The organism is Chryseobacterium sp. DZ-32 (genome assembly GCF_059587025.1).
In genome coordinates, this window is sequence record NZ_JCAIOM010000029.1 from 1 (window position 1) to 21,195 (window position 21,195).

Annotated in this window: 18 protein-coding genes and 1 tRNA gene; 15 read left to right on the top strand and 4 right to left on the bottom strand. The window is 35.3% G+C overall.

All coding sequences use genetic code 11. The annotated features are described in order from the left end of the window. Positions 1–3: 3 nt before the first annotated feature. Positions 4–78: transfer RNA gene (locus AC59HC_RS22000), tRNA-Pro, on the bottom strand. Between the two features lie 240 nt (positions 79–318). On the opposite strand from AC59HC_RS22000, the gene AC59HC_RS22005 reads away from it, so the two are divergent. The 13 genes from AC59HC_RS22005 to AC59HC_RS22065 all read left to right on the top strand — a co-directional run bounded on the left by AC59HC_RS22005 (position 319) and on the right by AC59HC_RS22065 (position 8,795). Next, complete coding sequence (locus AC59HC_RS22005) at positions 319–612, top strand: hypothetical protein (protein ID WP_496559365.1); 294 nt, start codon at positions 319–321, stop codon at positions 610–612. An 82-nt stretch (positions 613–694) separates the two neighbouring features. Continuing rightward, positions 695–1,093 (top strand): hypothetical protein, encoded by a 399-nt coding sequence (locus AC59HC_RS22010; protein WP_496559366.1) that lies wholly within the window; start codon positions 695–697, stop codon positions 1,091–1,093. 144 nt (positions 1,094–1,237) lie between these two features. After that, the gene (locus tag AC59HC_RS22015) at positions 1,238–1,477 is read left to right on the top strand and encodes a hypothetical protein (RefSeq protein ID WP_496559367.1); all 240 of its coding nucleotides are present in this window, start codon (positions 1,238–1,240) and stop codon (positions 1,475–1,477) included. A 218-nt stretch (positions 1,478–1,695) separates the two neighbouring features. Beyond that, on the top strand, positions 1,696–2,334 hold the full coding sequence (locus tag AC59HC_RS22020; protein ID WP_496559368.1) for a hypothetical protein: 639 nt from the start codon (positions 1,696–1,698) through the stop codon (positions 2,332–2,334). 886 nt (positions 2,335–3,220) lie between these two features. Beyond that, positions 3,221–3,823: a hypothetical protein gene (locus AC59HC_RS22025; RefSeq protein WP_496559369.1), complete on the top strand. Its 603-nt coding sequence runs from the start codon at positions 3,221–3,223 to the stop codon at positions 3,821–3,823. Between the two features lie 117 nt (positions 3,824–3,940). Beyond that, positions 3,941–4,957: an RHS repeat-associated core domain-containing protein gene (locus AC59HC_RS22030; RefSeq protein ID WP_496559384.1), complete on the top strand. Its 1,017-nt coding sequence runs from the start codon at positions 3,941–3,943 to the stop codon at positions 4,955–4,957. Next, a complete protein-coding gene (locus AC59HC_RS22035) occupies positions 4,954–5,298 on the top strand; it encodes a hypothetical protein (RefSeq protein WP_496559370.1) in 345 nt (114 codons plus the stop codon). The genes AC59HC_RS22030 and AC59HC_RS22035 overlap by 4 nt, the downstream gene beginning before the upstream one ends. 135 nt (positions 5,299–5,433) lie before the next feature. Continuing rightward, on the top strand, positions 5,434–5,967 hold the full coding sequence (locus tag AC59HC_RS22040; RefSeq protein WP_496559385.1) for an RHS repeat domain-containing protein: 534 nt from the start codon (positions 5,434–5,436) through the stop codon (positions 5,965–5,967). Then, entirely contained in the window at positions 5,967–6,416 is a 450-nt protein-coding gene (locus tag AC59HC_RS22045) for a hypothetical protein (protein ID WP_496559371.1), read from the top strand. The genes AC59HC_RS22040 and AC59HC_RS22045 overlap by 1 nt, the downstream gene beginning before the upstream one ends. A gap of 7 nt (positions 6,417–6,423) precedes the next feature. Further along, positions 6,424–6,825 (top strand): hypothetical protein, encoded by a 402-nt coding sequence (locus AC59HC_RS22050; RefSeq protein WP_496559372.1) that lies wholly within the window; start codon positions 6,424–6,426, stop codon positions 6,823–6,825. An 84-nt stretch (positions 6,826–6,909) separates the two neighbouring features. Further along, on the top strand, positions 6,910–7,404 hold the full coding sequence (locus tag AC59HC_RS22055; RefSeq protein ID WP_496559386.1) for a hypothetical protein: 495 nt from the start codon (positions 6,910–6,912) through the stop codon (positions 7,402–7,404). Between the two features lie 19 nt (positions 7,405–7,423). Continuing rightward, complete coding sequence (locus tag AC59HC_RS22060) at positions 7,424–8,128, top strand: hypothetical protein (RefSeq protein WP_496559373.1); 705 nt, start codon at positions 7,424–7,426, stop codon at positions 8,126–8,128. Positions 8,129–8,270: 142 nt separating this feature from the next. Continuing rightward, on the top strand, positions 8,271–8,795 hold the full coding sequence (locus AC59HC_RS22065) for a thermonuclease family protein (protein ID WP_496559374.1): 525 nt from the start codon (positions 8,271–8,273) through the stop codon (positions 8,793–8,795). A gap of 103 nt (positions 8,796–8,898) precedes the next feature. On the opposite strand, the gene AC59HC_RS22070 is transcribed toward AC59HC_RS22065, so the two are convergent. The 3 genes from AC59HC_RS22070 to AC59HC_RS22080 form a co-directional block, all read right to left on the bottom strand. After that, complete coding sequence (locus AC59HC_RS22070) at positions 8,899–11,985, bottom strand: FIDD domain-containing protein (RefSeq protein WP_496559375.1); 3,087 nt, start codon at positions 11,983–11,985, stop codon at positions 8,899–8,901. 57 nt (positions 11,986–12,042) lie between these two features. Continuing rightward, positions 12,043–15,198 carry an FIDD domain-containing protein gene (locus AC59HC_RS22075; protein ID WP_496559376.1) on the bottom strand — a complete coding sequence of 1,052 codons (3,156 nt, stop codon included), beginning with the start codon at positions 15,196–15,198 and terminating at the stop codon, positions 12,043–12,045. Between the two features lie 78 nt (positions 15,199–15,276). After that, a complete protein-coding gene (locus AC59HC_RS22080; protein ID WP_496559377.1) occupies positions 15,277–17,568 on the bottom strand; it encodes a fibronectin type III domain-containing protein in 2,292 nt (763 codons plus the stop codon). A gap of 350 nt (positions 17,569–17,918) precedes the next feature. Between AC59HC_RS22080 and AC59HC_RS22085 the strand changes: the two genes are divergently transcribed. Beyond that, positions 17,919–19,559 carry a helix-turn-helix domain-containing protein gene (locus AC59HC_RS22085; RefSeq protein WP_496559378.1) on the top strand — a complete coding sequence of 547 codons (1,641 nt, stop codon included), beginning with the start codon at positions 17,919–17,921 and terminating at the stop codon, positions 19,557–19,559. Continuing rightward, positions 19,559–20,689, top strand: coding sequence for a hypothetical protein (locus AC59HC_RS22090; protein WP_496559379.1), 1,131 nt, complete (start codon positions 19,559–19,561; stop codon positions 20,687–20,689). The genes AC59HC_RS22085 and AC59HC_RS22090 overlap by 1 nt, the downstream gene beginning before the upstream one ends. Positions 20,690–21,195: the final 506 nt, after the last annotated feature.

Below are 21,195 nucleotides of genomic sequence, written 5' to 3' on the forward strand. Positions count from 1 at the left end.
AAGTCGGGGCGGCAGGATTCGAACCTGCGACCTCCTGGTCCCAAACCAGGCGCGATGACCGGACTACGCTACGCCCCGAGAGTGTTATTAATAACGAATTTACATCGTTTTTAGGGCTGCAAATTTGCAATACTTTTTGGAATAAAAAAAATAAAATGAAGAATATTTTTTAATTAATTTTCCTGAATTCTTTTTTATTACCTTTACCGGGTTAATAACCATAGACTTATCTTGTTTTAAAAAGTTTAAAAATTTTTCTTTTTTCCTCTTTTGGGATCTGCAATCATCTGTCCGTGGTATTTTATTTTTTAATCTAAAATGAAAACAAAGGATTTTTATAAGATTTACATTTTTGCGTTGGAAAAAGCATTCCAAAATGATTCTATTAATTTCGGTTTTTACGTTAAACCTCCGAAGGATTATCTAGATGCAGAAATAGCAGATCAGATTGATCAATATCTGGAAGATCATCAAGAAGAATTTCTGAACAGAATAGCATATTATTTTGATGCCAAATCCCACAATTTCCCTTCTATTCGAGGTATTCGTATTGATTTATATAAAAAGGAGCTGATGAATGAAATGAGGAAACTGAAAATAACTTTTTATTAAAAGCAGATCAGTAACAATGAAATATAAAAAATCATATTTGAAGACTGAAGTTCAGTTTTTTCTTATATGTTTTCTTTTAACTATGATATCTTCCTGTTGTAAGAATGAAAAATTTGTAAGCCATAGGATTTCCAATGTATCCGTAAGCTTGCCCCAATCATTTGTTATTAAGAAAGAAATGGCTGAAGATTCACAGGTGTATAGTATCAATGTCAGGAATAAATCTATAGGTTATATTTATTATGGTAATTATAAGCCATTTGAGGAAGATAACTATATGGTTGTGGAAGAGGTTGAGATCTTTGAAAAGATTAAAAATAATGCAGAAGTTAATGCTTATCTTTCTAATAACTCAGATCGAGATTACAGAAATGGGGTTTATAATGTGAATTACTACTACTATGACACCATCAATCAGCGCAGAGCCCAGATTATGATGCCCAAAAAAATGAATAAAGGGGGCTATCGGGATACACTTTGACAGCGTGGATGTTCATAAAAATAAAATGGCCATTATTGTCAATGAGTTGAGTGAAGAGAATAAAAAACTGTTTTTAAAAGTCTTTAAAACTATTAGAATCAATTAATTCTTTCAATATTAATGTTAGTAAAAAATAAAACACGAATGATTATTACACACATATATATACTTGACTGGTATGATGATATAATAACATTAGTTACTTTATTTGAAAATGATGTGTATATTTTTAATTGTATTCAAAAAGATGTTGATAATGGAGAAAAAATATATTATTGTGTACAAATAGATGAAATGTCGTCTCAGCAAATTCGGGGTGTACTGGATAAAAAGAAACTCACCACAGATGACTGGAAAATTATCAACCTGGTGATGAGAGCGTGAGCATGGATATCAATGATTTTATAAAAGAATTTCTTACTTTTTTTACATCTGGAAATTAAGATTGATAAAATGGAGGTCAATATCGTAGACTTTTATTTTTCATGCTTTTGATTATGAAAATTTTATGAAGCTTCATGTCTCATTTCCCATACATATTTGCTGTTGGAAGTTATAATATTGCCGCCAAAGGGCTTTTTAAAAAATTCAATTAAATTTTTATGAAAAAATATATAGATACCAATACTTATTATCTGTCAATTTTTTTTAAACATAATGAGTTGAGGTATAAAAGTTTCTGGTTGTTTTATGATCACGAAGAGGGTATTCAAATGGGTGATTTTTTTTATGGCCGAAAAGTTTATTCTTTTTTATGGGAATATGCAAGTGCAAATATTTTAATACAAATAGATGAATGGAAAAGAGCTTTCAGGAGAAATAATATTGACGTTTTACAAGATGCTAAGCTGCATACTAGAAATTACCTATCAGGAGGACGAAAAGTATATCTGGATTGCTTAGAAACCAGTCCTGTAATTGCGTACAAAAAATTTAAAGACCTAACTGCATACGATATCGGACAACGTTTTGTTCAGGTCGTTACCGATGAAAATATCTCTTTTGGTGATATCGATTTAAGTTTCCTGGAATTAACAGATAATATTGATAAATTTAAAGCGTTTATGAGGATTTTAGACACCAATGGTATTCACGCATTAATTTTAAATGGCTATCATCATCGTGGAGAACTGCTTAAAGTATGTATTGTTAAAAATAGAGAAACTAATATAACGGCAGAAGAAATTTTACCTTTACATATTTTTGAAAATACTTATGTTTCAATACCTTTTAACTGGTGAAATTATTAGAACTATACTCTCTCTTTAATAAATTGCTCCGGCAATAATATAAACTTGATTTAAGGGTTGAACAATGAGTAGAAATAGGAATTTATTAATAATGTTAATCGTTTTTGCAATTGTATTTTTATACAAACTGATATTTTCGTCTGAAAGCAAAGGTGATTTTTTAGATGAACTGAGAGAAAAGGAAATAAAATCAATAGTTAGCAAAAAATATATTCATCATGATCATCACAATATTCCATTTTTGGTGTATGGCAATAAAGACAGTATAGTGATTGAAAGAGATTGGTGGGATAAGATTGGTTGGAGACTCAATAATAAAACCAAAAGGTTCTTTAGATGTAATTATAAAAAATTCTAATACAACAGAAAGATTTGATTATGAACACTAGAGTATGACTTTTATATAGCATATAAAAATCAAAAACTGGAACGAGGTGAAATTAATTGGTTTGATATGTACATGATTTTTTCTGACATATTTACAAGAGATATTAATGATGGGGATGATATCGAGATTAAATCAATAATATCACATGATAAACACATTTTTTATGAACAAGACGTCATTTATATATACAACTTATGGCAACATAATAAAGAAATAAATTGGAATGAAATAGATACTGATTTTAAATACTCTTACGTATCAGCATGTTTTTATTGGGCAAAAACTCCCTCCAAATTCATTAATTATGAAATAGTAATTGACTGTCTTATGATAAGAACAAGTGATTGCAAAGAAAGATGTAAAGCTTTACAGGACATGTAACAATATCAATGGAAACAAAGTTACAGGTGGAAATGACCACATGTATCTAAAGGATGCTCAAGTTGTTTACTTGTACGTTGCAGATAAAAATAATAAACAAAGTAAGTGATGAAAAAAATATTCATTGTTGTAGTTTTTTTGCTATTTAATATGATAGTTTGGGGACAAACTACTGTTGGAAACACCAGATATGAAAAATTACAGACATTTTTAAAAAAAGATAGTTTGGCATTTCAACAGTTCTTAATGGCTAAAAAATGTTTTTGCAGAGAGAATTTTTTGACTCTTAATGAGCGTAGGGCTGTAAAAAAAACTAATCATTCTACTAAAGGCTTAAATGAATTATTTCAAGTTTTAAAAAATGGAGGATATTTATTCTTCGTAGCAATTGATGCTCAAAAATTAGCAGCTTTTTTTAATAATAAGTTGATTAGTGAATATGTTTCAAGCAGAGGGCGTGTCAGTGATGATGTTAATAGAGTTGACAATAAAAATATACTTTGCGAAACCATTTCTTCACAAACTAAATATAATTACAGTCAATACATTAGTTTCATTAACAATTTAGACAATTATATAATACCAATAAATAAAGGCACTATCTTTCTTACAGAAGATACCTATTTGGATGAATTATACTATTATTATCCTGGTAAAAAAGAAAGATGGTATAATTTTAATGATGTTCATAAAGTATTAGATGTTGAATAGTTCGCCTGCACTCCGCAAAGTCTCCCGACTTTGAGGTGAAAAAAATCAAATAACTTAATTTAATATTATGAAAACCTCGCAAAATTCGAGGTTTTTTACTTTAAGAATCGTCTTTATATTACCAATTCCAGTGCTCAGAGTACTCAGTTTTTCTTAAATTTACCATTCGGAGAAACAATGCTGGAGCAGCAAACAGGAGTATATGATAACCCATATAAGTTTAATGCAAAAGAACTGGATAGAGAAACAGGTCTTTATTATTATGGAGCGAGATATTATAACCCAAGAGCGAGTATTTGGTATGGGGTGGATCCATTGGCTGAGAAATATCCAAGTTGGAGTCCATATGCTTATACATTTGATAATCCAATAAGGTACATAGACCCTACAGGAATGAAACCAGATGACTGGTATCAAAATAAAATGACAGGAAATTACGAATGGAAAGATACGAATAAGGCAGTAAAGGGCTATAGGTATGTAGGGAAAAGTGAAAGTATTGGAGCTTTTGGGAATGGGTCTGAGAGAATGTATTATTTACATGCTAACGGTTCAGCTACAGAAAAAACCGGAAATGGAAAAATGACCCTCTCCCATGCAGAAGGCGGGAAGTCCATAAGAATGGTTTCTGGTACTACTATAACAACTTCTCAAACAAGTGTAAGTGGTATGGCTGCTCAGATTTCATATACTCATAAATTAGTCGGTCCTGTTGCTGCTACGGGAAGCGTTGGATATGTCGCAGATTCTTACGGTGGAGTTTTGGGAGGGAAGTTCTATTATTCTTATGGCTTTGCAGTGACAAATAGCAGCGGCTTATCAGTAGATTTTAATACAATAAAAGCTACAAATCCAGAAACTCTATTTAAAGTTGATGATTTTAAAGGATTTGGAAATAGTTTTACTACCGGTTTTGGAGGTGGCTTTTCTTGGGGAGGATCTTCTTTGACTGCAAAAGCTGATGGTGTAGATATTTCACGTAGTCAAGAATGGGGATCATATTCGGGAGGTTATTCTACTTTTGGATTTTCGTATGGTCTATCGAAACCAGCATTTGGGGTTTCGTTGTCAAGAACTGAAACTAGATTCGTTAAAGATATTCCTAAAGATATTAATAAAAGTTTAAAACGATGAGTAGAAATAAAAATTTATTAATGATTTTAATTGTTGCTGTATTAGTTTTTTTATATAAGTTTATATTTACGTCAAAAAACAAAGGTAGTTTTTTAGATGAGATTAGAGATAAAGATATAAAATCAATGGTTAGCAAAAAGTATATTAATTCTGATAATCACAATATACCATTCTTGGTATATGGCAATAAAGATAGTATAGTGGTTTATAGAGATTGGTGGGATAAGGTTTCTGTTGGAGATTCGATACTAAAACCAAAAGGCTCTTTAGAGATAGTTATTAAAAACTCTGATAAAATTGAAAAATTTGATTATGAAGATAAATTTGGGTTAGACAATTAATAGTTTTAAATTTAGTATCCTCTGCTCCACAAAGTCTCCCAACTTTGAGGTGAAAAAAATCAAAAGTAACTTAATTCAATATTAAAAAAAACCTCGCAAAATGCGAGGTTTTTTACTTTAAGAATCGTCTTTATCATTTGTAATGTTACCAATTCCAGTGCTCAGAGTACGCAGTTTTTCTTAAATTTACCATTCGGGGAAACTATGCTGGAGCAGCAAACAGGAGTGTATGATAACCCATATAAGTTCAATGCAAAAGAACTGGATAGAGAAACAGGGCTGTATTATTATGGAGCAAGATATTATAACCCGAGAGCGAGCATTTGGTATGGCGTGGATCCATTGGCTGTTTACAATCCAGCGATGGAGACTCAGTTTTATGGTGATGGAGAACATAATGCTGGAGTATATTTCTGGGGAAATCTAAATCCTTATATTTATACTTATCAGAATCCGATTAAATATATTGATCCTGATGGGAAGCAGGTAGATATTGTTAAAAAGTATGAGGGAAGAGCTCATAATTTTAAATCTTTTGAAACAAATAGTTTGGGATTAATCCAAATACACAAACTTGGTATTTTGATCATACTGCTAATACTAGAAATAAGACGGCTAAATTTATTGGAGGAATATTTGGGATTCAAACAGATCCACAAAATACTGTAATGGCAGGACCTGTTCTTGATTTGGTAAAAAATACAAGTTCTGTAAAACAAGCCCAAGTTGAATTAGCAAAATTATTAGGTAAAGATGGAAAAATTGAGAATGGAGAAACCCAAGGTTACTTTTATGATATTGGAAAGATTGGAGGTCAAGAATTTTGGAAAATAGCTATGAATTCTTTAGGAGACTTTATTTCGGGTAAATTTTATGAGGATAATACTTTCTTTAAAGAAAAGAATGTATTAGGAAGCTTTTGGTCAACAGCAAGAGTAAGTGATGATGGGAAAAATGTCATTATGAGTGTCTTTGACACTAAAACATTAGGATCAGCAACAGATGGCTTATTAAAAAGGGATAAGAGTAGCAGTAGCAGCAAGTTTCATTTATATATGTGGACCGTACCAACAAAAGACTTTTTTATTCAATCCTATAAAAATTCAAAAATTAAATAATTGTAAAATGAAATTTAAAATATTTATAGTTATATCAATATTATTAGTAGGAGTTTTTTTCGTAAAAGTTTTTCTTTCAGACTTCTTTATAAGCAAAAATGAAGTTCATATTATGGATAAATATTATGTATTAGAAATTAATGGAGAATATAATTTAATGCATAAAGAGGAACATGGTTATAGTTTAACAATCCCGAGTGTTTTAAATGTATATATAAAGTCAGGTGAAATTATTGCTACATCAACTTTAGAAGGAAATAAATTTATAAACAATAATTATAAAAATCAATATTCAGCATATGAAGGCGTTTATTATTATCACGTAAAGAGATACAAGATACAAGAGATTAATAAGGAACAGTTTTTCAAGCAAAAAAAAATGTATAGTTCTGTATGGCAATTAAAATAAATTATAACATATAACATTTAAAAATTAAGATTACTTAAAATTTCCCGCTCCGCAAAGTCTCCAGACTTTGAGGCAAAAAATCAAATAACTGGAGATGGGCCCACTGTTATAATGAATGAAAGTTTACTTGATTTGGCGAGTTTTGATCCAGATAATCCCAATGTTATTAAAATAGATTCTGGCGTAGTAAACACGGTTTCAAAAAATAAAGGAGATAGAAAGTATATTGATAATTTAGCAGAAATTATAATTCATGAAGGTGGTCATTGTGCAGACTATAAAATGGGCGGTAAATCCCAGGAAAAAGACGGAATTTTTAAGGTGAGTTTTAAATCAAAAAGTGGTAGGCCAGATGCAGGAGATAATTGGGAAGCTGTTTATTTTGGAACAGATACTCAATTTTCTGCTTCTGATCGTGACATAATTACTGAAAAGTTTGATGGAATTAGGAGGAATAATGCTGCAAAAGATTTTAGGCAACAACGTGAAATCAGGGACTTAAAATCACAAAAAATGCCATCTGTTTTAGATAATTATAAAAAACCAAAAGATAATTTGCGAGTAAGACCATGTTATTAACCCAAAATCCCTAAATAATATGAATTTTAAAACTAAAATAGTTATAATTTTATTATCCTCTTCATTACTTACGAATTGTAAGGAGGAAATGAAAAAATGTGTAAGCCAATCTACCGATACTAATGTAAAACTATATAATGATTTAACAGATCAGTTGATACCTTATTTTTTTCGAGAAGATTATTTAGGTGAAAAAAGATATTTTGATAGTTTAAGAGTTCATAATGAGGATTTATATATCGAAGAGAAGACAAAAGCGCACAACGAAATTTTTAATCATCCTGAAAAATTTTGCAATTTGTATATAGATTCTACTAAAAGTAAAAATACATATTTTGCTACAAGTAGTAAAAACTTTATTACAGGTCATCCCGAAGCTCATATAAATGACATAAAAAGTAGGAAGGAGCTTTTAAAAGAATTTTCCAGTAATACAGATATTATTAAAAAATTAAGTACACGAAGTTCTATAAAAGCAAATCAATTTAATTTGTGTACCGCAAAAGTCCTGGATCTGGCAGAGTATGATAAACATACAAATGAATGTGAGATAGGTGTTGTCTATTTTTCAGAGATTGTATTTGATCCTTCTAAAAGAACAGCATTAGTTTTTGTTGACCATCGTATAAAAAAAGATTATTACGGTAGAAATGCTATATTTAAACTAAGATTGCATGATAATTATTGGGAAATTGAAGATTTTATGTTAGTGTCAACTTCCTAATTTCCGGCTCTTTACCTTCGCTCCGCAAAGTCTCCAGACTTTGAGGTGAAAAAAATCAAATAACTCAATTTAATATTATGAAAACCTCGCAAAATGCGAGGTTTTTTAATTAAAAACCTCCACTAATCCCTATATTTGCCCCATGAAACGATTAATGCTGCTGTACGTACTTTTCCCTGTATTTCTATTCTCACAGACTACCGGAAAAGTGATCAAAATTTCAGACGGAGATACCATTACTTTACTGTTAAAAGGAAACCAGCAAAAAAAACTGAGGTTGGCTGAAGTCGATTGTCCGGAAAGTGGGCAGGCGTTCGGTAAAAATGCAAAACAGTTTACTTCTGCTCAGGTATTCGGGAAAACAGTAAGCTTTGTTGAAACCACTACAGACCGTTATGGAAGATCCATTGCGAAAGTGTATTATGACGATGGGAAATACCTTTCCAGAGAGCTTATCAAAGCAGGATTGGGATGGTGGTATTTTTCCTATTCCAAAGATACCACTTTGGGAAAACTGCAGGAAGCTGCACAGCAGAAAAAAATAGGACTTTGGCAGGATATTAATGCGGTTGCTCCGTGGGACTACCGTAAAATGAAACGTGAGCTTAGGAATACTAAGAAAATCGAAGCGGCTAAGAACGGAGCAAAAATAAAAGGAGTTGCATAAATATTCTAAAGGATAGAAGAAAAAACAAAAACTGTCTCAAAAAAATGAGACAGTTTCTTTAAACAAAAAGTATTACAATCCTGATTGGATAATTGTATTTGATCTAATTCCTGTTTTTTACCAGAATCCATCCGGTGTAGGAAACCATTTTCTGGGTATCCGGATCCGTCCACTTTATTTCATACCAATAGGTGCCGCTGTTTACCGGAGTACCTCCGATAGTGCCATCCCATTTGAAATTATTGTTTTTATCCGAAGAATGGATAAGCTGTCCGTACCGGTTGAATATACCAAACTTTAAATCTCTCAGAAATGCAAGCTCCGTATAATCCAGTGTGTCATTGATACCATCACTGTTGGGAGTAATGGCATTGATAAGATTTGGAACCAGAATCTGTACTTCTACAGGGTGGCAGTTGCTGGAGTCTTTCACAAAAAAAATATTTTTACCTCTTGGAAGGCCTGTAAAAACATTAGAATCCTGCCATACCATTCCATCCCTTGAATATTGGTAAGGAGGTGTACCGCCTTCTACAGTAAGTGTAACTGTATTTCCTGTAGTTTCCACTTTTTTGATTTTTGGAACCGGAACAGACATCACCTTTACAAATTGCTTTGTTTCACATCCGTTGGAAGTCAGGATCACCCAATAATTACCTATGGAAGCTGTGATAGAGGGAGTGGTTGCTCCTGTGCTCCACAAGTAAGAGGTATAACCTGGCCCTGCATCTAATGTAACCCGAGCGTCCGGGCATATGTACTGGTCTGTCAAAAGCGGTGAAGGTTTAGGTGGTGTTACTGTTAAAGTGACCTGAGCAAAGTCAAAACAGCCGTTAGCATTGATTACTTTTACACATACTATGGTATTGGGAGAAGTATAAGCATTCGGAGTTGTTATTTCATTGGTTCCGTTGATTGCATCATTCAATGTCGGATAATACTTTTTGGTCACAGGATTGGTCGTAGTGACAAGTGCTGTTGCCAGGTTAAATATTCCTGTACTAGGACTGGCCGGAATAAAACAACCCGAGAGTGCAGCATTCTGCACATTTGGTTTGGGATAAAACTGAAGTGTGATTTTTGCATTAGCTGTACAGCCTTCTACCGTTGTCACTTTTACAAAAACCGTAGCAAGGACAGCTGATGAATAAGCATTGGCTGGAATAATTTCATTGGTACCGGCATTTAAATCGGCCATTGTAGGATAATATTTCCTGACAGCATTAGCCGGTCCTCCCACAGCAGCAGTCGTGAGATCGAAAATACCTGTTCCGTTACTCTCGCAGCTCTTTACCGTAGTATCTGTTAAAATCAGGGGCTGAACGGTTACATTTACTTTTACCTGTTCACAATCTGTAAAATCGGGATCATTTCCACAGAACTTATAAGTAAAAGTATCAGTGGTAGTACCTGTATTGGCCGTGTAAGTAAGGACTCCCGTTGCAGGATTTACAGTTAAAGTTCCGTTTGCAGGAGGCGTTATGATCTGTACAGTACCCGGTACCGGAATCTGTGTAGAATTTGAGAAGGTAGGAGTGATGGTAGCAGGAGTACCGGCACTACAGACATTCATCAGTTTTACTGTATGAACAAGGCAGGTAAATACTTTGTAAGGATAGGTTGTAAGAGGCGTACAGGTGCTTTTCGTAATCGATACGGTATAGTTTCCTGCTTGTGTAGGAGTGTAGGTATTACCGTTGGCTCCCGGAATAGGAGTTCCGTTGAGGTTCCACTGATAATGATCAAAGCCGCTTTCTACTTCTAACACAATTCCCGGAACACATTCTCCCGAAGACTTGCTAATCACCGGAATAGAATTGAATCCTGCAAAATATCCTCCATACCCCAGATTTCCGCTGCCTCCAATAATACCGGCCGTAACAGCTTTGGTGGAAGTTACCGTAACATTTCCGGATATATTGGGAATAGAGTAAGAAACCCAGTCTGAAGTTCCGGTTACCGGAAAAGGTCCCTGTGCCGCTGCAGGTGTTACCCCGTTTACTGCCACTCCGGCGCCTGCCTGCGTCAGGATATTGAGCTTTACAGAAAGTGGCGTGTTGAATGTCGTATAGTAGGGCATTTCTCCAATTTTTCCAATTTCATCAATAACAGTGGGAAGAAAACAGTTCAAAGGAGGAATGTAATTAAAACCTTCTGTGGCATCATTATCTGCAATGCCTGAAAGGAGCTGATAAACATACACATTTTTTGATGCTTTGATATACATATTGAGATGGGATGGCCCGTTAACGATATAATTCATTGCACTGACACGGTAATATTGTCCTTCGTTCAGAGTGGCAACCGGAGTAGGGTTGTTGTTCAGTCTGATTTCCGTATTATTTTCAGTAGCAACAATGATGGCGCCCTCGATTTCAGGAAGAAGGTTACCCATTCCTTTAATAAGAACAAACTCCTGACCAAGGCGTTCTACAGGAACAGACTGATCCATCACAATGTCTTCACCGTTATAAGGAGGAGCCAGCCCAAACTGACCGTGGTAATTTCCGTTGGTTACTGATATCGGTTTCGTAGATTCTATTTTAGCTCCGATAAAACCATCTTTATTTCCGGGTTTATTGGCATAGCCTGCAAAAATATAAGACTGTCCTTTATTCAGAGTAATTGTAATACTCGGATGGGTCAGTCCGTTGAAATTATTATAAAACCAGGTAGTCATGGCATATCCGGAAACTTTAACCTGGGTATTGTCCTCTGTTGCCAGAATACCACAAGTGAAGTTCTGACTGATCTGATTGTTCATCAATGGTGAATACACTGCATAAAACTTCGTTCCGATTCCAGCTTTTCCCTTTGATGTTAAGATTTCCCCGTGATTGATTTCCGAAAATCTGTAGGTAGCAAAGAAAGGTAAATCACCGTGAAGATAGAGGCCTCTTGTTTTTACACTCATGGCATCCGTTGTATTCTGGCCTGTCATCAGATTCCAGGGTACATCAAAGGTCTGTGGATTTCCTTTGCTGATAGTAACCGTTCCAATAACGGTGTTATTATTGTAAATGGTAACGGGAAAAGGAGTTATATTATCTGTGGAAAGATAAAGTGCCTGTTTCGGCGACCCGTTGGAAGAACTTACCACCATGGGAGCAAACCAGTGGTCTGTATCCCGCTGTGCATAAGCAATTGAAGATAAGAATAACAGTATAAAAATAAATATGATCCTTTTCATAAAATTGTAGGGAAAATTAAATTAAATTGAACTTGACAGTGGCTGTGAGCCTTTGAATTAATCTTTATTTTTCAACAAGATCCATCCGGTGTATTTAATGATGGCATCCTGCAGAGCTGGCTCTTTCCAGGTGATGCTGTACCAATAAGTTCCGGTAAACAGTTTTTTATTACTGAACATACCGTCCCATGTGTAATTGTTAAAGCGTGTCCCGGTAAAAACATTGTTGCCGTATCTGTCGTACACCGTAAAAGACAGATCTTTTTTATAAGCAAAATCTGCATACGAAATTGTGTCATTAATATTATCACCATTAGGCGTAATAGCGCTGATCAGATTAATAACTGTTAATTCTACTTTTAAAGGTTCACAGTTATAAGAATCTTTTACGTAAAATTTGTTCTGTCCGTTCGGGAGGTTAATGAAAATATTAGAGCTTTGCCAGCTGGCACCATCAAGAGAGTATAGATAAGGAGGCTGTCCGCCGGTTACGGTAAGAGTAGCTTTATTATTTTCAATATCAATATTTTTGATAACAGGTTGGGGAGCGGCCTTTATCGTAATATTCTGTTTGGTAAAGCAATGATCATGTTCCAGAATCACCCAGTAATTTCCCACTCCTGCATCGGAGATTGATGAGGTAGTAGCGCCTGTGCTCCATTCATATGACTGATATCCCGTTCCTGCATCCAGTGTGGTTGTAGAATTAAAACAGATAAACTGATCTTTAAGCAAAGGAGAAGGATGAGGCAGGGTAACGGTAAGAGTTACCGTTGCAATAGTATAACAACCAGTAGCATTAATTACTTTAATGTATATTGTTCCGCTGGTCGAGATGAAGGCATTAGGGTTTTGAATAGCATTGATTCCGGCTACGGCATCCTGTATCGTTTTATAATATTCTTTTGTAACACCTGTTTCATTGGTAACCGAAACCTGTGTAAGATTAAAACTTCCTTTATCCGGAGCTGAATCCATATAACATGACGCTAAAGAAGCATTCTGAACCTGTGGGGAAAGACTGAACAAAAGACTGATTTTTGCCTGGGCAGAACATCCTTCAGGAGTTGAAACTTTTACATAAATATCTTTAGGAATAGCAGATACATAAGCATTAGCCTGTATAATTTCATTGGTTCCAGCCGTCAGATCTGCTAAGGTTGGGTAATACTTTTTTATACTTCCCGACGGACCTCCCACATTGGCGGAAGTAAGATCAAAAATTCCTGTTCCGTTATTATTGCAGGCCTTGATTGTAGTATTGACAACATTCACTGATTGTACGGTAATGTTTACCTTTACTTCTTCACAATCGGTAAATTCGGGAACGTTACCACAGAATTTATAAGTGAATGTATCGGCTGCAGCCCCTGTATTAGCTGTATAAGTAAGCAGTCCTGTTGTAGGGTTTACATGGAGTGTACCATTGGCTGGCGGAGTGATGATCTGTACAGTACCCGGAACCGGAGTTTGGGAAGAATTAGTAAAAGCTGGGGTTATAGTCAAAGGGGTGCCTGTCGAGCATACTGTCAGCGCTTTTGTTGTCTGTACCAGACAGGAAAATGCTTTATAAACAGGAGTTGTCGCAGGCGGACAGCTTCCTCCCACTGATACAGTCACTGTATAATTTCCCGGCTGGGTAGGAGTGTAAGTATTGCTGTTTGCTCCCGGAATAGCTGCTCCATTAAAATTCCACTGATAGGAAGAATAACTGTCATCTACCTCCAGGGTCATACCGGGAATACAGGTTCCGTTTTTCCTTGCAATAACAGGGATAGAAGAAAATCCGGCAAAATAACCACCGTAGCCTACATTTCCTTCACCGGCAGCAATTCCTGCTGTAACTGCTTGGGTAGACTGAACGGTAACATTACCTGTAATATTAGAGACAGAATAAGATACCCAATTTGCATTTCCGGTGACTGGAAACGGACCCTGTGCAGAGGTTAATAGTGTTCCGTTAACTGTTACCGTTGCCCCGGACCCGGTTATAATATTAAGCTTAACGGCAGGCGTAATAGTTGTGTAGTAAGGTAATATATTGATCATCCCTATTTCATCAATTTTCTTAGGAAGAAAACAGCTGAGAGGGGGTATATAATTGGCTCCAATAGTAATCTCAACAAATGAAGTTGAAGTTCCGGCCATAAGCTGGTAAACATAAACTCTTTTAGTTGTCCGGATCCGCATATTGTAATGTCCGCTGCTGTTCTGATTACTGTAAGAAGAAGAGTTGATGTGGTAGAATTGCCCCTCATTAAGGGTGGCTATAGGGTTTACATCATCATTAAGATAGACCTGTGTATTATTTTCTGTTGCCGTTACGATAGCACCTTCTACATTAGAAGCAATCGGAGCCATTCCTTTAACGAGAACAAACTCATCTCCCAAGCGTTCAACAGGAATTGATTGATCCATTAAAATATCACCGCCATTGTTAGAATTAGTAATCTGGCCATTGAAGTTTCCGTTTGTGACACTTATGGGTTTATTAGACTCAATTTTAGCTCCAATAAAACCGCTTTGGTTTCCTGCCTGGTTTCCTGTACCTTCTATAATATACGACTGCCCTTTTTGTAAGGTAAAAGTCATTGAAGGCGTGTTGGTACCAGTAGTCCCATTGGAGAATTGAACGGAAGCTCCATAATTAGATACTGTTACCATTGTATTGTCTTCAGTAGCAAGTACTCCACAGGTGAAATTGTTATTGGAAGAAGCTGTAGCAATAGGCCCATAAGCAACATAAAATTTGTTTCCAATACCAGCTTTTCCTTTGGACGTAAGGATTTCTCCATGATTTTTTGTGGAAAACCTGAAAGTACAGAAAAAAGGTTTGTCTCCTTTGAGATAAAGACCTCGTCCGGTTACTTTAAAAGCCTCCGATTGTAATCCTGTAATCATATGATCCACAGGAATGTCAAAAGATTGAGGATTACCTTTACTGATAGTTACAGTTCCGATGACGGTATTATTGTTATAGATTGTAACAGGAAAAGGAGTCATGGAATCTGTAGATAAAAATAAAGCCTGCTTATTGGAATCATTAAGTCTGGACATCATAGGAGCAAACCAATGTTCAGTATCTCTTTGGGAAAAAAGAGTATTGGTGGCAGACAGAAAAAGAGATACCGTAAGCAACAGCCTTCTGATCAGTATGAACCATTGCTTTATTATAGTAAAATCCGGAGTATAAACAAAGTAAAAGTCTTTCATTGAATAAGTTTATGGGGAAAAAAACTGCCATAAAAGCGACAGATCAATTTCAGCCGCTTTTAATGGCAGAGACAACATTTATTTCTTTATAACTTTTACGGTATGAGAAGTACCGTCTTTCATTTCCATTCTTGCTACATATACTCCTGATGCCAGATCCTTTAATGAAATGGTATTTTCAAAATTTCTGATCTCAGTGATGAATTGCCCGGAAGTACTGTAGATTCTGACTGATTTTAGATTTTTGCTTTCAGTAAACTTAATTACATCAGTGAAAGGATTAGGGTAGATGCCGGTTTTTGTTTGGGTTGTATTCTCATGTACATTCATAGTCTGGGTAGGAGCCCATGAAATATTATCCCAGTAATATTGTGCATTCCCTGAAAGAGCATATGTATTGCGGATGGCCAGCCTTGCTCCTGCAGGAACGGTATTGGGAATCGTAACAGTGTAGTCACTGCTTCCTGTAGCTGGAGTATAGGATGTATTTGTGATATCCAGCTGCTGGATCAATGTGAAACTGGCAGCATCCGCCGGATTGGTCATATATCCGACTTCTAATTTTCCCGTATTAACACTGCAATAAGCATTGAATTTTAAAGAATGGGTTCCGGCATTGATGTTCGTGAATACGGGTAATATGGCAATTGATATATCTCCTGCAGAAATACTGCGCTGTAATATATGTCTCGTTCCGGAGAAAGCTCCGTTTCCATTAATGTTTACGCCAGCGATTCCTGTTACAATTCTTCCCCAGCATGGAGCATTGGTTAACAGCCCTGTAGTATAAGAGTCAAAATTCTCGGATAAACCAGCCACAGGTGCACAGAGAGTCAGGATAGAAGCAATATTACTCCATGCACTCTGATCGGAGAAGCTGCATCTTGATCTCACCCAGACATAATATGTTGTTGCAGAGTTTAATCCTTGGATAGTATAAGGATTTGCTGTTACCCCTGTTATACTGGGAGCTGTAGATGAGGTTGGAACAATGTTGTTTGTACTGTAGTAGATATCATATCCCATTGCTGGTGCAGGAGAGGGTGCTGTCCATGTAATATTCGCTGTTGCACTGGTTGCATTGGATAATACAATATTTGTAGGAATGAGACAAGTTGGTTTAGGCTCCCAGTATACATTATCCCAGTAAATACTCACAGAAGGAACTCCTCCATGTCTTATGGCCAGTCTTGCATTGGCAGGAACGGTATTGGGCACTACAACGCTGTATTCATAACCGTCATAAATCGTATTGCTGATATTCACAGATTGAATATTCACAAAAGAAGAAGCATCAGTATCACTGGTAACATAGCCAATATCTAATACTCCGGCTGTACTGCTTACTTTGGCTTTAAATCTCAACCAATGGGTTCCAGCGTTTACATTACTGAACATTGGAAGTACGGCGATGGTTGTGTTGGCTGCACCATTAGCGCTTTGATACATCGCTTTACTGTTATTCACACCACTACCGGAAGCAATAGTCTGATATCCTGTTCCCAAAATAATTCTATCCCAGCAGTCAGCGTTATTAGGCCCGCTTGCAGCATTTTCGAAATCTTCAAACATTGAAGTTTTAGCATCGCACTTGGTTTTAAATATCCCCCTTAAAGACCATGCACTTTTAGATGTACCGCAAACTGATCTCACATAAAAATAGTAAGTCGTAAAAGGCAAAAGTCCGCTGATTGGTGCTGAGACTGTATTACTGGTTCCCGATATCGGAGTAGAGGCATCCGGAATAGTAGTGGAAGAAGTATAATAATATTCATAGCTTCCTGGTGCTGTAGTTGGGGCAGTCCAGGAAATAATTGCAGAATTGTTGGTAATACCGGAAGAAGTAAGAGTTGTTGGAACAAAACAGGCCGGAGAAGCATCTATCTTCAAACTGAAATCTACAAAATTACCATAATTGTTAGGTCCGCACGGATTTACCGGATTGGGAAATGAAGTTCCGCTCTGTACCCTGATTCTATATATTCCCGATGCCTGAGAAGGCGGAATAAAAAACTGATCATCAACAACCGAATAACTTGATGGGCCTAGTGGATTCTCATAAAAATCATCAAAATCCCCGTCATTATTCCAGTCGATCCAGATATAGGATTTTACTCCTGATCCGGCAAAATCCAGATGAACGTTCACTGTTCCTCCAGGATAGGAAGTTACGATCTGACTGGAAGAATTATCTGCATAAGCCTGATATGCGGTGGCTGTATAATATAAACCTCCCTGATCAGAAAAAACAGCATTTTTTAAGTAATTGTTCTGGCCTGAAGCTCCGGCAGTAGGAACACAGTAAGTCTGTGCATTCAGTTGATAAACTGAGAGGAAGAAAATCATCCATAATAAGTAGTGTTTTCTCATTTTATTTTTATTTTTTTTAAGATTAGATACCGCCTTTATTGTCTGCGTTTTATTTCTTTTCTATATTAATGAATACAGATGATTGATTGATGTCTTAAAAAATCATATATTAGATGATAGTGATATTCTCTTTAATTTCTTTTAATAATAATGGCTAATAGGTGTGATGGTTACATTGAAATTTGAGAATAAGTCTAATATTTTGAATCGACTTAAAGGTTTGAACAATATTAGCGTTATATTTGCCCCTCATCAAGGAATGTGCTTGCATAATTCACTGAATTTACAAGAATTTTAAAATTAAAATATTGTAAATCAGTAATATGTGATTTTGTGGTTTAAAAGGAGTAATGATAGAAATATCAGTTAAGAACAGTGGGAAAATGGTCCTCATGGTAAGAAAAATGCTGAAAAGTAATATGGTAATATTGTTTTTCATTTTGTGGTGCCCGGTTTTTATAAATGGGCAGCCGGCTCCGGATTTCAGTATTTTAACCGATAAAGCATTTCAGAAATTATATCAGAATCCTGAAGAGTGTATCAGCTATTCACAAAGTCTTCTGATCAGTGATAAAAATATAGAACATAAAGTCATTCTCCGGAATATTATTTCCCAGGCTTATGCCCTACAGGGAAACTATGTGCAATCCGTAAGTATTTCCAATCAGAAGGAAGAAGATGATAAAAGAGGGAATCTTTCACAATTCATCCAATTGTTTGATGATTATAATCTGGCAGATCAGTATCAGAATTTAGGATTGTATGGGCAGTCAAAAAAAATCATTGCAGGTATTTTAAAAGATCCGGATCTGTTAAAAAGCCAGAATCCAAAAGAACGTATGGTTCTCGCCAAGTTATTTCAGCTTCAGACTATCAATGCAGGGATGGTAAGAGACTATGAGTCTGCTGTACTGAATATGGATAAGAGTGATTCTTATCTCACTGGTACAAATGAAGAAAACAGAATTATCAGATGGGAAAATAGCATTTTCAGGTCTACTTTTCTCTTACGTCAGAACAAACTGGAAGAATCAAAAAAATTGTTTGATAGTGTCATTGCGGATATTGAAAAGCATGGAAATAATGCCTTTATCTGTGCATTTGCTTATGAAAGTCTTTCCCGATACTATTTTATGAAAGGAGACTATAATACAGCCATCCAAAAGTTGGAAAAAGGATTCTCTGAAATCGAAAATCTTCCTTATAACGATCTGAAAATTATTTTTTACGAATTATTTGCCCGCAACTATCTGGCTCTTAATAATGATGAAAAATATTACTACTACAATAAATTATATACAGATCTGAAAGCAAAGCTGGATTCTAACAAAAAAGAAGGGATTCAGTATGTTGTAAAGCTGCTTGAAACTTACCATAATAAAAATCTTGAATTTCAGAAACAAAATAAGATAAACCAGCTTCGGATAGCAGGAAGTATTATTTTAGTTCTTATCCTGATAATGACTGCTTATTTTCTGATTGAATCCGCAAGAGCCAAAGATTTTAAGAAGCAGCTTGTTTTTTTTGAAAAACTGAAATTCAAAGAAGAAATAACAGGAGGAGTAGCTGAAAGACCAATCGAAATTTTAAAAGAAAATAAAGCCCAGGAAAAAGATCTCTCTAAAATTTCAAAAGAAAAAGAAGAAGAAATTCTGCAGAAGCTCAAAGACTGGGAAAAATCTGACAGTTACCTGAACAAGAACATGTCGCTGGCGATCTTATCTGCTCAGACAGGAATAAATACCAAATATTTGTCGGAAGTGATCAATAATAACAAAGGAAAAAATTTTAACGGCTATATTAATGAGCTTAGAATTGATCACATTGCCCGGCTTCTGAAAACAGATCCTGCCTATCTGAATTATAAAGTAAGCTATCTGGCGGAATACGCAGGGTTTTCATCTCACGGAGCATTTACAAATGTGTTTAAATCGATCACGGGGATGTCTCCCAATACCTACATTCAGGAAATTATAAAAAATAAAAGCTGATGAAATTCTTTATCCATATCATTTTACTGAGTGTTTTGCTTTTCCAGACAGCTCTTTCAGGACAGGAAATTTCTGATGATTCCCTGATGAAGCTTGCCAACCGTGAGATTTATAACAATCCGGATTATGCTACCAGTATTGGAAAAAAACTGCTTAGAAAAGAAAACGGACTTGAGAAATCCATTAAAATTTATCTGATTTTGTCCACAGCGGGAATTGCCAAAAGAAACTTTGATGAATCTCTGCAATATATTCTAAAAGCAAGAGAATTGCTTCAGAAAACGAATGATCCTAAAATTCACACCAGTTTTTTGATTGCGGCTGCCGTGCAGTATCAGCAGATGGAACTCTTCAGCAAAAGTCTTGAAACACTGGATGAAGCTGATGAATATCTCACAAAACTTCCGGAAGATTCTTATCTGAGACATTTTGAAACGGCGAGAAGTTATGCATTAAGAGGAATGATTTATAAAAGTCAGTCGAATCCGGAAATAGCTCTTCAGGAATTTTTAATTGCCATCAGAAATTTTGAAAAAGTAAAAGAGCAGGAGAAAACATATTTTAACCAAAGCATCATTTATTACAATATAGGGAACTGTTATCTCAATCTGAACCAGCCCGACAATGCCGGAACAGCTTTTATGAAATCTATGAATCTGGCAAGGTTAATCAAAGCAAAAAGCCTGGAGGCATTTGCTTTAAAGGGCCTTGCGGAGATGAATAAACAAAAACATCAGAATCAGGAAGCTCTTACACTGCTGATAAAAGCTGAAGAACTGGGTAGGGAAGCGGGAGACCTGACTCTTAATGAAGGAATTTATAAAGAAATGGCGGATAATTATCTGGCAATGGGAAACCCGGACCTTTATCAGGTGTACAGCAAGAAATATTTTGAAACGAAATTCAAAAGAGAGCAGAGTGAATTAAGCTCTATCAATCACGCTATTGATGTTCATAATATGGAGACTCTGAAAAAAAGTGAAAAGCTAGCCACCAGATATAATTATTTTATGGCTGGGATGATGATTCTTGGACTTTTTATACTAAGTATCTTTTCCTATTTTGTTATGAAAATCAGAAAGCAGAATAGAAAATACCAGGATGAAATTAAACAGCTTATCAGGGATTAAACAGAGATTATCCGGCTTTTATAATTTTTGGTTAAGCTTGTTCTTATTGAATTTCTTCAATCTTCTAAAAATACTATGGTTATTTATGTGGTGGTAAATCCTTTGAATCTTTTTCACCTTTCCTGTAAAGGCTCTGAGGAATGTCCCACATAGAATTTATCCAAAGATTTAGAATGAAGTATATAACAATAGCATATAGAACTAATATAAACAAAAAGTTCAAGATTTTTTGATGAAAATAAATCGTGCAGATCAATTTGTATGAAGTTAATAAAAACAAAAAATCTCACAATAAAAATTGTGAGATTTTTTGTGAGTGCGAAAGGATTCGAACCTTTGACCGTCCCGATTGAAATCGGGATGCTCTATCCTGTTTGATTCATTAAAATTGTTGGATTGTAAAATAAAATTGTAACCCTTTAAAAACAAAAAATCTCACAATAAAAATTGTGAGATTTTTTGTGAGCGCGAAAGGATTCGAACCTTTGCCGTCCCGATTGAAATCG